Below are 13313 nucleotides of genomic sequence, written 5' to 3' on the forward strand. Positions count from 1 at the left end.
AGGATATTGAGACAGACCGCAATCTGCAATCCGCCCAGCGAAAAGGAGAACCTCGCGTGGCCATGTTCACTGACGACCCCGTCCGCCCCGAGAACTATCGCAGGTTCGAGCGCGAGGTTCCGCGATGGTTCGGTGACGCGAAGCTCGGCGTCTTCGTGCACTGGGGTCCGTACTCGGTTCCCGCCTGGGCGGAGCCGCTGGGCGAGCTCGGGACCATCGAGAAGGGTCACTGGTTCAAGCACAATCCTTATGCGGAGTGGTATTTCAATACCATCCGCATCGAGGGCAGTCCGGCCGCCGAGCACCAGAAGCAGGTCCATGGTGGCGCGCCGTACGACGACTTCCTCGACCAGTGGGACCCAGCCGACTTCGCCCCCGACGAACTCCTCGCACTCGTGAAGAGCACCGGCGCCGGCTACTTCGTGCCGACCACAAAACATCACGACGGAGTGACTCTCTGGGATGCGCCGGGCACCGGTGGGCGGAACACCGTCACCCGAGGTCCTCAGCGCGACCTCATCGGCGCCTTTGAAAAGGCGACGCGCGACGCCGGCCTGAGGTTCGGTGTCTACTATTCCGGCGGTCTCGACTGGCACTTCTCGCAACTGCCGCCGATCACGGACGAGGGCGCTCAGTTCGCGCGGCCTCTCGACGCGGCCTACGCGGAGTACGCATACAAGCACGTCGACGACCTCCTCGACCGCTACTCTCCCGACATCCTGTGGGGTGACATCGAGTGGCCGGATGCGGGCAAGCCCTCCGGCCCGTTCAGCATGGAGAATCTCTTCGAGAAGTTCTATGCGATTCGACCGGATGGGGTCTCCAACGATCGCTGGGGCGAGACGCACTGGGACTTCCGCACCAGCGAGTACCAGCAAGGCACCTCCGTTGAAGGTTCCGGCGCGTGGGAGAACTGCCGCGGCATCGGCTTCTCGTTCGGGTACAACCAGGTCGAAGACGAGTCCCACATGCTCAGTGGCCCGGATGCGGTGAAGTCCTTCGTGGACATCGTCTCGCGTGGCGGAAACCTCCTCCTCAATATCGGCCTGACTGCCCGCGGTACCGTGCCGGACCTCCAGCGCCGCACCCTGGAACATCTCGCCGCCTGGAATGCGATCAACGGGGAGGCCGTTTTCGGCTCTCAGCCGCTCGATGCTTCGACCAACACCGCCGCCGACGCGCCATGGGTGCGTTGGACGCGAACCGGAGACGTCGTCAACGCCTTCGTCGACGCGGTCGGCGAGGTTCGCATCCCAGCCCCACTCGAGGTGTCGACGTCGAGCGCCCAGCTCGCCGATGGCACCCGGATCGGGGTCTCGTTCGACCGTGGCGCGCTCGTCACGACGTTGCCGGAGCCGACGGTTGCCGGGCCCACCCTCATTCGCTTCAAGGACGCTCGATAGCCTCGGAAATCAAGAATTCGTGAGTCGGCTAATCTTCTCTTGCATTCTATAGCCAACACCCTATAGGATCACGGATACACGGCGATCACATGATGAATCCAATGGAGGAGGCACAGCAAGTGACACTACGAGACAAACGGGGCGCAACCCGGATCGGAACCGCAATTCTGCTCGCAGGAGCGCTCACGGCGCTCGCGGGATGTGCGAGCGGGGGAGGCGGCACTTCAGCTGCCGGCCCGATCGCCCTGTACACCTGGGTTGGAAGCCAGAGCGACCACGACCAGTGGCAGGACTTCATCACCCTCGGCAAGAAGGTCGATCCGAAACTCGATGTGACCATCGAGGGTCCGAGCTTCGCCGACTACTGGACCAAGGTGAAGACGCGACTGAGCGGCCCTAACCCGCCGTGCCTGCTCACCACCCAGGCGGCTCGGGCGCAGGAGCTCTCCGGCCTCCTGCTCCCGCTGAACGACCTGATCAAGAAGAACAAGCTCGACACCTCGGGGTTCGACAAGTCCATGCTCAAGGGCATGACGGTGGACGGCACCATCCGCGCCATCCCCTACGACGCCGAGCCGATCGTCCTCTACTACAACGCGGACGCGTTCACGAAGGCCGGCCTGACGCTCCCGGGCGCGACGTACACGCGTGATCAGTTCCTCTCCGACGCGAAGAAGCTGACCAGGGGCGACCACAAGGCGCTGGCGATCGAGGGAGGCTTCTTCTTCCCGAATGCATGGGCCATCGCTGATGGCGCGCAGGCGGTCAAGGGCGGCAAGCTCAACCTGACCAACTCCAAGCTCGTCGACCAGGTTCAGTCGTACTTCGACCTGTCGGCTAAGGAAGGCATCGCAAAGCCTCCGGCGAACGCAGACGGTTCGGATGTCGGTCAGGCAGCCTTCACCTCGGGCAATGCCGACATGCTGATCGAGGGACCCTGGATGTACGGATCCTTCGCCTCCGCAGCCAAGTTCAAGCTGGGCGTGACGATCGTTCCGAGCACCTCGGGCGACGCGCACGGCATGACCGCCGGCTCCGGATTCGGTATCGCGAAGAACTGCAAGAACCCCGACGCTGCTTTCAAGGCGATCGTGGCCATGACGGACACCAGCGTTCTCAAGGCCCAGGCCGCGAAGCGCGGCATCGTCCCGGCACGCGTCGACGCACAGGATGCATGGGCCGTGGGCAAGACGCCCGAGGCATATGCGGCCGTGAAGGCGCTGCTGGGAAACGCGACCGCGCAGCTCACCACCCCGACCTGGAACCAGGTCGAAACCCTCTTCACCCAATACGGCGTCGAGGGCTACAGGGGTGACAAGACGGCCAAGGATGTGCTGACCACCATTCAGAACTCGGTGGAGCAGTAGGCGCATGTCCTCGCCACTGATCACGGGTGCCGTCGTCTCGGAAGAGACGGCGGCATCCGCCGGGGTTCCGACTCGGCCGTTCAACGTTCCGCATCCCACGCCGCCGCGCGGCAAGCGCAAGCGCAAGGGCGAAGGCCTCGTCGCACTCGCCTACCTCGGCCCGGGGCTCGCCGGCTTCACCTTCTTCATCCTGGTGCCCTTGCTGGGTTCGCTGGTGATCAGCCTCTTCGTGTGGCCGCTCTTCGGCACTCCGACCTTCGTCGGGTTCGCGAACTATCAGAAGCTGTTCAGTGACCCGACCTTCTACACGGTGCTGATGAACACCGTCGTCTTCGCGTTCGTCTACACCGCCCTGAATCTGGCGCTGGCGCTGGCGGTGTCGTTGTGGCTGAACACGCGGGTCAAAGCCGCCGGTTTCTGGCGTGTGATCTTCTTCCTGCCGGCGATCACGCCGATGGTCGCAAACGCGCTGGTCTGGCGCCTGATGCTCAGCGACGACGGAATCGTGAACAGCGCTCTCGCATCCATCGGGATCACCGGGCCGAGCTGGCTCTCCGACTCGCGGTTCGCGCTCGCTTCGGTCATCGTGATGTCGGTTTGGCAGTCGTTCGGCTACAACGTGATCGTGCTCTCGGCAGGCATCGCGGGCATCCCGAGGGAACTGCTCGAGGCGTCCCGGATGGATGGAACGAACGCGTGGCAGAGAACCCGCTCGATCATCCTGCCGATGATCTCGCCCGCGCTGTTCTTCACCATGACCATGACGATGATCGGGGCCTTCCAGGTCTTCGTGCAGCCGCAGATCCTGACCCAGGGCGGACCAGGCGAGTCCACGAACACATTCGTGCTCTACCTCTACCGCAACGGATTCGTGTTCGACCGGCTCGGCTACGCATCCGCGCTGGCCTGGATGTTGTTCATCATCGTGATGCTCATCACAGCGCTGCAGTTCGCGGGACAGAAGAGGTGGGTCAACTATGAGAAGTAATACGCGCACCCGCCGCCGACTTCGGCCCGCTCAGCGGGTGGTCACGGCCAAGACGTGGCTCAACACATTCGCCGTGGCGATCGTGGCGTTGGTTTTCACGTTCCCCTTCATCTGGATGTTCTTCACGGCGCTGAAGCCCGAGTCCGAGGTGTTCGCACCGAAGCCCACGCTCATCGGTTCTGAGGTGAAGTGGTCCAACTTCGTCGACGCCTGGACTCTCGTGCCGTTCGGCCGGTTCATCTTCAACGGGTTCTTCGTCGCAACCTGCGGGGCGCTGTTGTCGATCATCGTCGCGGTGCTTTCCGCGTACGCCTTCTCGCGACTCCGATTCAAGTATCGCGACCGCATCTTCCTGCTCTACGTGTTGACGCTCGTGCTTCCCCAGGAGGTGCTGGTCGTCCCGCTGTTCATCATGATGAACCAGCTCGGGCTGGTCGACTCCTATGTGGCCCTGATCGTGCCCTTCGCGTTCACGGCGTTCGGCACGTTCCTGCTGCGGCAGTTCTTCCTGACCATCCCGATCGAGTTCGAAGAAGCGGCCATCATCGACGGGGCCTCCCGGTTCCGCACGCTGTGGTCCGTACTGCTCCCTCAGCTCACAGCCCCGATCTCGGTGCTCGGCGTCTTCGCATTCGTCGGCTACTACAACTCGTATCTGTGGCCGCTCATCATCATCAACACCCAGGAGCTCGCGACGGTTCCGCTGGGCCTCGCCATGTTCACGGGTGAGCACGGGACCCAGTGGAGCCTCATGATGGCCGCCTCGACCATCGCCGTCATCCCGTCTCTCATCATCGTCGCGGTCCTCCAGCGCCAGCTCATCAAGGGCGTGGCACTCGGTGGCTTCGGCGGCCGCTGAACACCAACGACCACCACCACCACTGGAAGGCACAAGAAACATGACCCTGGCCCCGCCCATCGCCCGCACGTCCGTGGACGGAACGATCGTCAGCGCCGAGGCGTGGCTCAGCGACCTCGAGGTCGAGACTGTCCGCACCGACGCTGTGCAGTCATTCCTCAAGCAGGAGACGATCTTCGTGCGCATCCGGACCGCGGGCGGCGTCGAGGGGCTCGGTTACAGCTACACCATCGGGACCGGCGGAGCGGCCGTGCTCAGCATGCTTCGCAGCTGCCTGTTGGACGTGCTGGTCGGGATGGATTCCAATCGTCCGGAGGCCGTGTGGCGCGCACTGTTCTCGGCAACTCGAGCGACAACAGTCGGCGCAATCACGTCGCTTGCGCTCGCTGCCGCGGACACCGCCGTGTGGGACGCGCGCTGCAAGGCCTCCGGGCTCCCGTTGTGGGTCGCTGCCGGCGGCTCGCGGCAGAGCATTCCGCTTTACGACACCGAAGGCGGCTGGCTGCATTTCGAGACCGACGAACTTGTCGCCCAGGCGCTGGAGTCGCAGCGCCACGGGCTGAACGGTGTGAAGATCAAGGTCGGAAAGCCACGTGGACACGAAGACCTGGAGCGTCTTGCCGCTGTGCGCGCGGCCGTCGGTGACAGCATGGACATCATGATCGATGCCAACCAGTCGATGACGGCTGCGGAGGCGATCCGCCGCGCTGCACTGCTCGAGCCGCTCGACATCTTCTGGTTCGAGGAGCCGTTGCCCGCCGAAGACATGGCAGGGCACCGCCGCCTCGCTGAATCGACGACACTCCCCATCGCCGTGGGTGAGTCGATGTACTCGATCGGGCACTTCCGCGAGTACCTGCAGGCCGGGGCCGCCTCCATCGTCCAGGTGGACGCCGCCAGAGTCGGAGGCATCACTCCCTGGCTCAAGGTCGCGCACCTCGCAGAGTCGTTCAATGTCGCAGTGGCGCCGCATTTCCTGATGGAGCTGCACGTCTCACTCTGCTGCGCCGTCCCGAACGCGCTCTACCTGGAACACATCCCGCAACTCCGCTCGGTGACCCGCAGCGAAATGACGATCAGCGGCGGCCACGCTGTCGCGTCGGACGCGCCCGGCCTGGGCATCGAGTGGGATATGGATGCGGTCGACGACCTGCGGGTAGCCTGACACGATCCTGCATCCTGTATCCTCTTTTATACGACCCGGACAACTAGGATGGCCTTATGAGCAACGGCTTGAGCGGAGAGCACTTCCTGCCGGCTCGTCGCGCGCTGGCTGACGACGTCTATGACGCCGTGCTCGGCCTGCTGATGGACCAGGTGATCGAGCCGGGCAGCCGCGCCAGCATCGACGGGATCGCGCGCGAACTCAATGTCTCGCCGACACCGGTACGTGAGGCACTCGTGCGGCTGGAGTCGGAAGGCCTGGTGGTCAAGAAGGCGCTCAAGGGTTACACAGCGAGCTCGTTGCTCGACAGCGAGGGCCTCCGGCAGCTGTTTGAAATGCGCCGCCTGCTCGAACCGTACGCCGCACGCAACGCATCCGGTGAACTGGATGCGGAGACGCTGCACGAGCTCGAGGAGCTCGTCGAGGCAATGCACCGCAGCGGTCAGGCGGCGCACACCGGCGAGGATCGGTTCAAGGATTACAAGGACTTCGCGAACCAGGACGCCGACTTCCACCGGATCATCGCCGAGCACTCGGGCAACATCCTGCTTGCCGACGCGATAAGCCGGCTGCGCGCTCACATGCACCAGTACCGCATCTACTTCAAGCACGGCATGGTGGAGGAGACCAGCGGCGAGCACGAGGCCGTGCTGGAGGCGCTGCGCTCGGGCAAGCCTGCGGCGGCCGAGAAGGCGATGCTCGACCACATCACCAAGTCGTACCTTCGGACTGCTGCGAGCCTGGAGTCCGAAGAGAAAGTGGGCTGACCGGGATGCGCATCGCCCTGCACTCCGTCCTGCGCGAAGGCCGCGAAGTCGAATACCTCCAGGCCCACGCCACGATCCCGGATGACCTCGCTGCGTCCTTCGACCGGTTCGGCATCCACGACTGGACCATCTGGCGGAGCGGCAGGAACCTGTTCCACCTCGTCGAATGCGACGATTTCGATGCAGCGATGGCGGCGCTTCAGGACGACCCCGCGAACCAGCGGTGGCAGGGCTTCATCAACGATCACGTTGACCACTTCGAGCAGTTGGGCGACGGCTGGGATGGCATGGTGCTACCTGAGGTGTGGCAACTCGAACGGCAGCGCGAGAACCAGCGGTGACGGCTCCAGCTGACCTCCTGACGCGGGAGGGGCGTCCGGCGCGGACCGAGTGGACCCTCGACCCCGCTGTCACACATCTCAATCACGGATCGTTCGGCGCGGTTCCGATCGCGGCTCAGGAGGTGCAGCGCGCGTTCATCGAGGCGATGGAGGCGAATCCGAGCACCTGGTTCAAGGGACTTCCCGCGAGGGTGGCGGCGGCGCGGCGCGAGGTCGAGGAGTTCCTCGGCGCGGAGCAGGACAGTCTGGGGCTCGTTCCCAATGCGAGTGCGGGCGCGACGGTCGTCTTCTCGAGCATCCACGGATTCCCGGGGATGGAGGTCGTGACGACCGATCATGCGTACGGTGCCGTCGCCATGGGTGCCGAGAGGCTCGCACGGCGGTGGGATGGTGCTGTCATCGACGTGCACGTTCCTTTGGCGGCCGGCGCGAAGGAGGTCGAGGAGGCGGTCATGGCTCACGTCGGCCCCAGAACCGCCCTCATCGTGATCGACGCTGTGACGTCGGCCACGGCCCGCAGGTTCCCCATCGCGAATATCACGACAGCGGCCCGCCGCATCGGGGTGCCCGTACTCGTTGATGCAGCGCATGCGCCGGGGGTCTTCGCGGAGCCGCTGGGGAAGATGGACGGCGACTTCTGGGTCGGCAATCTCCACAAGTTCGCCTGCGCGCCGCGCGGCACCGCGGCGTTGGTGGTCGCAGAAGGCCATCGTGCCGACGTGAGCCCCCTCATCGACTCCTGGGGCGCTCCGTATCCGTTCCCGGCGTCGTTCGACCACCAGGGGACCTTGGACAACACCGGCCATCTCGCCGCAGGCAGCGCTTTCGGAACGATCGAGGAGCGCTTCGGGTGGGGATCCGTCTTGGGCCATATGGACACCCTCGGCGATTATGCCGAAGACATCGTCGGTCGGTCGGTGTCGGACCTGTTCGGCTTCGACGCGCGGGTCGATGTGGGAATGCCCGTCGGAGCGATGCGCCTCATCCGACTTCCGAAGGGGCTGGTCACCACCCCGGAAGAAGCCGAAGAGTTCCGCGCCTACCTGTCCGATGTGGCGCGCGTCGAAACGGCGATCACCTGCTGGAACGGTTCAGGGTTCTTGCGGCTGTCCGTTCACGCCTACAACACTGCCGGCGACTATGAGGACTTCGCGGAGCGCGTTGTTCCGCTGTTTGCCGACTTCCTCGCGGTGCGCCGGTAACGATCGGCGCTACTCCGCGACAAGAGAGTTCCTCCGGAGACGCGTGATCGGGTCCAAGATGGAAGAGGCCGGCACGAGGGGGAGCAATGAGCGACGTCATCGAGAAACTCATGGCGGCAGCGAACGCGCACGATCTGGATGCCATGGTCGCGCTCTTCGACGCCGACTATCGCAGTGAGCAACCCGCGCATCCGGCGCGCACCTTCGTGGGGAGCGCCCAGGTGCGGGCCAACTGGCAGGCGATGTTCGAGGGGATCCCGGACATCCGGATGGAGCTGCGACACGTCGCGCGGGAGGGCGACACGGCCTGGTGCGAATGGGCCTGGTCGGGCACGCGGACCGACGGTCTGCCGTTCGAGTCTCGAGGCGTCGCCCTGTTCCAGATCCGGGACGACCTGATCGTCGCGGGCACGCTGTACATGGAGGACGTCGAAACCGAAGCGATCGGAATCGAGGACACGGTTGAGGGCCTCTCCGGCAAACGCCCCCGACCGGCTACGCCTCGACCACGGTGATGCGGTCCTTGCCGGCCTGTTTGGATGCGTACATGGCCTGGTCTGCAAGCTCGATCATCGTCGCCACGGTGACCGAGCTCTCGCGGTCCGCCGCCTTCACCGCGATGCCGACACTGGCTGTGATCGGATAGGTCTGCGCGTCGTCGAGCGGCTGCCGGATCGCGTTGCACACCCGCTCGGCGATGGCGCGGGCGTCGTCGCCGTCAGTGTCCTCGCACACGATGAGGAATTCGTCCCCGCCGAGCCGACCGACCCTGTCCTCGTGACGCACCGCTTCGCTCATCCGGCGCGTGACCTCTTTGAGCACGTCGTCTCCGACCCCGTGTCCGAGCTCATCGTTGATGACCTTGAACCCGTCCAGGTCGATGAAGATCAGCGCGACGGGCCGGCGGATCTCGGCGGCGCCGTGCAGAGCCTGCTGGATGGCGCCCTCGATCATCACGCGGTTGCCGAGGCCGGTGAGCTGGTCGCTCAGAGCGAGCGCTTCGAGCTGCTGTTGCAGTCGAAGGCGCACCAGAACCTGGGCCGCCTGACGCGCGAGAGCGGACTGGAGTTCGACGGCGGCCTCATCGAACTCGCGCTCTCGACGGAACAGACACGAGATGACGCCGAGCACAGAACCGTCGTGGATCATCGGGACGGCGGTGAGGGCGCCGTACCGGGCCGTGCGCATCGCTGCCGCTGACCCGGGGAACCTGGTCTCCGCATCCGCCGGACTGGAGACGGTCACGATCTCACCCAGCAACGCCGCATTCGCGATCGGACGTTCGGGAGTGTCGCCGAGATAGCGGTCGAGCGGCGTCGGCCCGGACTTGAGCTGGAGCGAACCGCGGCGGTCGACACTGAGGATCACGACATCCGACGCGTCGAAGGCTGCACCGAAGATCGAGACGATCGCCGCATCCACCTGCGCCTCGCTGTCGAGACCGCTGAACGACGCCGCGGCATCCTGAAGCACCCGGACGCGGGCTTCCGATTCTTCCGCGGCACGACGGGCGGCCAGCAGCTGACGCTCATAGTCCTGGCGTGCCGAGGCGTCGAAGACCGCAAAACGGAGGAAGCGGATGTCGCTGTCGTCGCCGCGGACGACGACAGCGTTGACGAGCACGGGGGATGCGGACCCATCGGCGCGCAGGATCGCCAGCGACACCTCACGGGCCTCGCCATTGAGCCGGAGGATAGGCAGCAGGCGGGTCTCGTAGAAGAGCCGGCCTCCGGAATCGAGCAGGTCGGCGAGCGGGCGACCCACGACGCGCTCGCGTGTGCGGCCCGTCAGGCGCAGGAACGTCTCGTTCGCTCTGATGACCACGCCCTCTGCTGTCGTCGAGAGGTAGCCGCAGGGTGCCTCCTCGTAGAGATCGACGAAGGACGAGTCGTCCGACGCCTCGTCCGAAACGCTCTCGTCGGTCATCTCAGGTAGGCCCGAATCGCCTCCGTGAGGAGCTCGGGGTCCGAGAGGTTCGGGCAGTGACCGGTCGCCGTCATCACGACGAACTCACTACCGGCGATCTGCTCGTGCACGTAGGTTCCGACCGGCAGCGGTGCGATCGGGTCGTCGGTGCACTGGAGCACCAGGGTCGGTGTGGTGACGGCGGCGAGGTCGCGGCGGTTGTCGGAGAGGAACGTCACGCGGGCGAAATGGCGGGCGATCGCCGGATCGACCCTGCAGAAGCTCTCTGTGAGCTCCTGGCCGAGCTCCGGCCGGTCGGCGTTGCCGGCTATGACGGGAGCCATCGCCTCCGACCAGCCCAGGTAGTTGAGGTCGAGAGTGTCGAGCATGGAGTCGATGTCGGGTTTGGAGAAGCCGCCGACGTAGGGGGCATCGTCGATGTACCGCGGGGAGGGACCGACCAGCACGAGCGCACCGAAGCGCGCGGGCGCCTTGATCGCGGCGAGGACACCGATCATCGCGCTGACCGAGTGACCGACGAACACCACATCGTGCAGGTCGAGTTCTTCGACGATCTCGACCACATCGTCCGCGTAGCCGTTCAGTGAATCGTATTTCGCGCGATCGTAGGCGGCACGATCGGAGCCGCCCGCTCCGACGAGGTCGAACAGAACGACTTCGTGATCCTTTTCGAAGTCCTTCGCGACCGCACGCCACATTTCCTGGCTGCAGCCGAATCCGTGCGCGAAGAGCATCGGGCGACCGCCTGCCGTCCCTGAGACGACGACGTTATTGCGACGACGGACGTCGCTCTGGCGATTCGCCACCATTGTCATGCTGGTGCTCCCGGGTCTGCGCTCGGGTACGCGTCGACCACATGTTCGACGCCCGGCTTGCACAGGATAGTTGCACGCGAGAGCCCGCACAACACGATTGAGGGGGGCTTGACTGGCGGGCAGTATATGGCTACGAGCGGGCTGATGTTGAGCATTGACATTGCACGGCAGGGGACTAACAGTGGGCCACGAACCGACAGCCGTAAGCGCGTCACCGCGACGCGATTCTGCGGACTGTACAGACAGGGTGTGACCGATGAGCCTCGACGAGGATCTCCAGGGTGCGGTCGCGCGCGGTGAGCTGACGGCCTACTACCAACCGCAGATCGATCTCGGCACCGACCGGATCGTCGCCGTCGAGGCGCTGGCCCGGTGGGAGCATCCGACGCGGGGCCTGCTTCCGCCGCGCGACTTCATAACCCGGGCGGAAGAGAACGGTCTCATCCACGAAATCGGGGACTTCATGATGGAGACCGGCTGCGAGAGCGGCGCCGGATGGCACGGCCACGGGCTCGATCTCGAGGTCGCCGTCAACGTGTCAGCGGTTCAGTTGACCGACCCGGCGTTCCTCGGCGGCCTCTCGGAACTGCTCGAGACGCATGCGATGCCGCCCGAGCTGCTGACCATCGAGATAACGGAGTCGCAGCTCATCGAGGACATCCCCATGGTCGCGACCCGCCTGGGCGAGCTCGCGGACCTCGGGGTCGGCATCTCCATCGACGACTTCGGCACCGGGCACTCGTCGCTGTCGAGGCTGCAGGAGCTGCCGTTCACTGAACTCAAGATCGACCAGCATTTCGTCCAGGACGACGACGAGACGAGGCTGGCGCTCGTTGCGATCATGGTGGGACTGATTCGCGACCGGGGCGTTCGCGTCGTCGCCGAGGGCGTCGAGACGCTCGACCAGCTTCGTCGCGTGCGTGACTTCGGCTGCGAGCGGGCGCAAGGGTTCTACGTGTCGCGGCCCATCTCCAAGTCAGGAATCGATTCCCTGATCGGCGCGTGAGATCACAGACCGCCGAAGCTGTCGTCGTCGATGCTCGAGTCCGATGCGGCGACATCCGCGCCATCCGCTTCGGCCGGGTCGCCGCCTACGTCGATCTGGCTCCACACCACCGGCATGCCGGGGGAGAACAGGATGTCGATGCCGGGACCGGAGCGCAGCGGCGGGATGTTGACATAGTCGCCGCCCGCCTGGATCGCGGCCTTGATCTTTTCGCGCAGCTCGGTCACGGGCTCGGGCAGGAAGTAGTCTCTGCCGTCGACGGTAAGCCTGTTGACAATCACTGTTCGTCCGTTCGGTCGTTCACTCTGGGGCCTGCGCTGGCGACTCTACGCTCGCCGCGGGTTCATCGACAACGCGGAGCCCGGCGACACTGTTCGCAGTGTGCAGCAGCGCCTCCACCCAGGCACGGTTGATGGGTCCCCGCTTGCCGGCGGGATAGGTGAAGCGGATGGGGACGGTCGGCGACATCCAGACCGAGTTGTAGCCGCTTCCGCTCCCGCGACCGACATCCCAGGAGAAGACGAAGCTCTCGCTCCGCCTCAGCTTCGTGACGATCGCCAACTGCAGGTGGGCGAGAAGGCGGTCGTCGAACTCGATGGCCGACGTGGCGTCGCCGTAGTGGAGCGTGCCCATCAGTGCTCGGCAGGTTCGGGAACGACGCGTAAGCCGCCGGCGCTGTTGGCCGCATCCATCAGCGCCTCCGTCCACGCCCGATTGAGAGCCGGCCTTCGGCTACCGACGTACTGGAAGTGCAAGGGGATGGACGGATTGATCCACAGGGCGGTGTGGCCGCGCGCGTACGCCTCATCGTGGTCCCAGGCGAACAGGAACTGCTCGTTGCGTCTGAGCTTCGTCATGATGACCAGCTGAAGGTGCGCAAGCAGGCGGTCGTCGATCTCGATCTTCGCGCCTTGTGAACCGTAAATCAGATTGCCCAACCGGCCTTCTCCCTCCGCAGGCGCCGTGTGCGGATCGCAGCAGGCGTGTCGATATTATGCCGTCCGGCCTGATCCTGCGACGCGCGGCTCAGTCCGCCTCGTTTTCCCTGTCCGCCCGGAGCGCTCCGCGGGCTGCGGTCGCGACGTCTGCCGCCGATGGCCGGTCGGATGCTCCGGGCTGGGTCATCCAGCCGATGAGCTCGCGCCACCGCTCGGGGATCGCATCGGGTATCTCCGGGTCGCGCTCGAGTCGTGACAGAGCCGATTGAACCGGCGTCCCCGGAAAGGAGACGGTGCCGGTGAAGCATTCGAGCAGGACCAGGCCGAGGGAGCAGACCGCGACCGTGCATCCCGATCCGCGGCCGGTCCCGTTCCCCATCCGCCCGGCCATTCCGTACCCGCGCAGGGATGTACCGCAGGCTCCCGCTCCCGTTGCACCGATTCTGGAGTCGACGACCGGGCCGGCGCCTGCCCCCGCTTCGTCGTCGGGCACGTCGCCTTCGCCCAGCGACAGCCCCGCCTCCGCGCCCGGAAAG

The 13313-nt window shown here is 65.3% G+C and carries 16 protein-coding genes; 10 read left to right on the plus strand and 6 right to left on the minus strand.

Annotation, left to right across the window (positions count from 1 at the left end):
• The first annotated feature begins 62 nt into the window (after positions 1 to 62).
• From G3T36_RS05840 to G3T36_RS05880, 9 genes are all read left to right on the plus strand, one after another.
• Entirely contained in the window at positions 63 to 1403 is a 1341-nt protein-coding gene (locus G3T36_RS05840; protein ID WP_193571008.1) for an alpha-L-fucosidase, read from the plus strand.
• A 119-nt stretch (positions 1404 to 1522) separates the two neighbouring features.
• Positions 1523 to 2770 (plus strand): ABC transporter substrate-binding protein, encoded by a 1248-nt coding sequence (locus G3T36_RS05845; protein ID WP_338031477.1) that lies wholly within the window; start codon positions 1523 to 1525, stop codon positions 2768 to 2770.
• Positions 2771 to 2774: 4 nt separating this feature from the next.
• Entirely contained in the window at positions 2775 to 3758 is a 984-nt protein-coding gene (locus G3T36_RS05850) for a carbohydrate ABC transporter permease (RefSeq protein ID WP_163288612.1), read from the plus strand.
• The gene (locus tag G3T36_RS05855; RefSeq protein WP_163288613.1) at positions 3748 to 4617 is read left to right on the plus strand and encodes a carbohydrate ABC transporter permease; all 870 of its coding nucleotides are present in this window, start codon (positions 3748 to 3750) and stop codon (positions 4615 to 4617) included. Before G3T36_RS05850 ends, G3T36_RS05855 begins: the two co-directional genes overlap by 11 nt.
• A 40-nt stretch (positions 4618 to 4657) precedes the next feature.
• The gene (locus G3T36_RS05860) at positions 4658 to 5782 is read left to right on the plus strand and encodes a mandelate racemase/muconate lactonizing enzyme family protein (protein ID WP_163288614.1); all 1125 of its coding nucleotides are present in this window, start codon (positions 4658 to 4660) and stop codon (positions 5780 to 5782) included.
• A 56-nt stretch (positions 5783 to 5838) separates the two neighbouring features.
• On the plus strand, positions 5839 to 6549 hold the full coding sequence (locus G3T36_RS05865) for a GntR family transcriptional regulator (protein ID WP_163288615.1): 711 nt from the start codon (positions 5839 to 5841) through the stop codon (positions 6547 to 6549).
• Positions 6550 to 6554: 5 nt separating this feature from the next.
• Positions 6555 to 6890, plus strand: coding sequence for an L-rhamnose mutarotase (locus G3T36_RS05870; RefSeq protein WP_163288616.1), 336 nt, complete (start codon positions 6555 to 6557; stop codon positions 6888 to 6890).
• The gene (locus G3T36_RS05875) at positions 6887 to 8092 is read left to right on the plus strand and encodes an aminotransferase class V-fold PLP-dependent enzyme (protein WP_163288617.1); all 1206 of its coding nucleotides are present in this window, start codon (positions 6887 to 6889) and stop codon (positions 8090 to 8092) included. The genes G3T36_RS05870 and G3T36_RS05875 overlap by 4 nt, the downstream gene beginning before the upstream one ends.
• Before the next feature lie 86 nt (positions 8093 to 8178).
• Positions 8179 to 8607 (plus strand): nuclear transport factor 2 family protein, encoded by a 429-nt coding sequence (locus G3T36_RS05880; protein WP_163288618.1) that lies wholly within the window; start codon positions 8179 to 8181, stop codon positions 8605 to 8607.
• Here G3T36_RS05880 and G3T36_RS05885 read toward each other — a convergent pair.
• Both G3T36_RS05885 and G3T36_RS05890 read right to left on the minus strand, forming a co-directional pair.
• The gene (locus tag G3T36_RS05885; RefSeq protein WP_163288619.1) at positions 8588 to 10018 is read right to left on the minus strand and encodes a sensor domain-containing protein; all 1431 of its coding nucleotides are present in this window, start codon (positions 10016 to 10018) and stop codon (positions 8588 to 8590) included. The two genes, G3T36_RS05880 and G3T36_RS05885, sit on opposite strands and share 20 nt — an antisense overlap.
• Entirely contained in the window at positions 10015 to 10827 is an 813-nt protein-coding gene (locus tag G3T36_RS05890) for an alpha/beta fold hydrolase (protein WP_240148365.1), read from the minus strand. The genes G3T36_RS05885 and G3T36_RS05890 overlap by 4 nt, the downstream gene beginning before the upstream one ends.
• 262 nt (positions 10828 to 11089) lie before the next feature.
• Between G3T36_RS05890 and G3T36_RS05895 the strand changes: the two genes are divergently transcribed.
• Positions 11090 to 11839, plus strand: coding sequence for an EAL domain-containing protein (locus tag G3T36_RS05895; protein WP_163288620.1), 750 nt, complete (start codon positions 11090 to 11092; stop codon positions 11837 to 11839).
• A 2-nt stretch (positions 11840 to 11841) separates the two neighbouring features.
• Here the strand turns inward: G3T36_RS05895 and G3T36_RS05900 are convergent, their stop codons facing one another.
• The 4 genes from G3T36_RS05900 to G3T36_RS05915 form a co-directional block, all read right to left on the minus strand.
• The gene (locus G3T36_RS05900; RefSeq protein WP_193571048.1) at positions 11842 to 12120 is read right to left on the minus strand and encodes a hypothetical protein; all 279 of its coding nucleotides are present in this window, start codon (positions 12118 to 12120) and stop codon (positions 11842 to 11844) included.
• A 19-nt stretch (positions 12121 to 12139) separates the two neighbouring features.
• Positions 12140 to 12472: a DUF7882 family protein gene (locus G3T36_RS05905; RefSeq protein WP_163288621.1), complete on the minus strand. Its 333-nt coding sequence runs from the start codon at positions 12470 to 12472 to the stop codon at positions 12140 to 12142.
• Positions 12472 to 12777: a DUF7882 family protein gene (locus G3T36_RS05910; protein ID WP_193570871.1), complete on the minus strand. Its 306-nt coding sequence runs from the start codon at positions 12775 to 12777 to the stop codon at positions 12472 to 12474. The genes G3T36_RS05905 and G3T36_RS05910 overlap by 1 nt, the downstream gene beginning before the upstream one ends.
• Positions 12778 to 12865: 88 nt before the next feature.
• The gene (locus G3T36_RS05915) at positions 12866 to 13270 is read right to left on the minus strand and encodes a hypothetical protein (protein ID WP_163288622.1); all 405 of its coding nucleotides are present in this window, start codon (positions 13268 to 13270) and stop codon (positions 12866 to 12868) included.
• Between the last annotated feature and the right edge of the window lie 43 nt (positions 13271 to 13313).

Source organism: Leifsonia tongyongensis (assembly GCF_010686705.1).
GTDB classification, from domain to species: domain Bacteria; phylum Actinomycetota; class Actinomycetes; order Actinomycetales; family Microbacteriaceae; genus Diaminobutyricibacter; species Diaminobutyricibacter tongyongensis.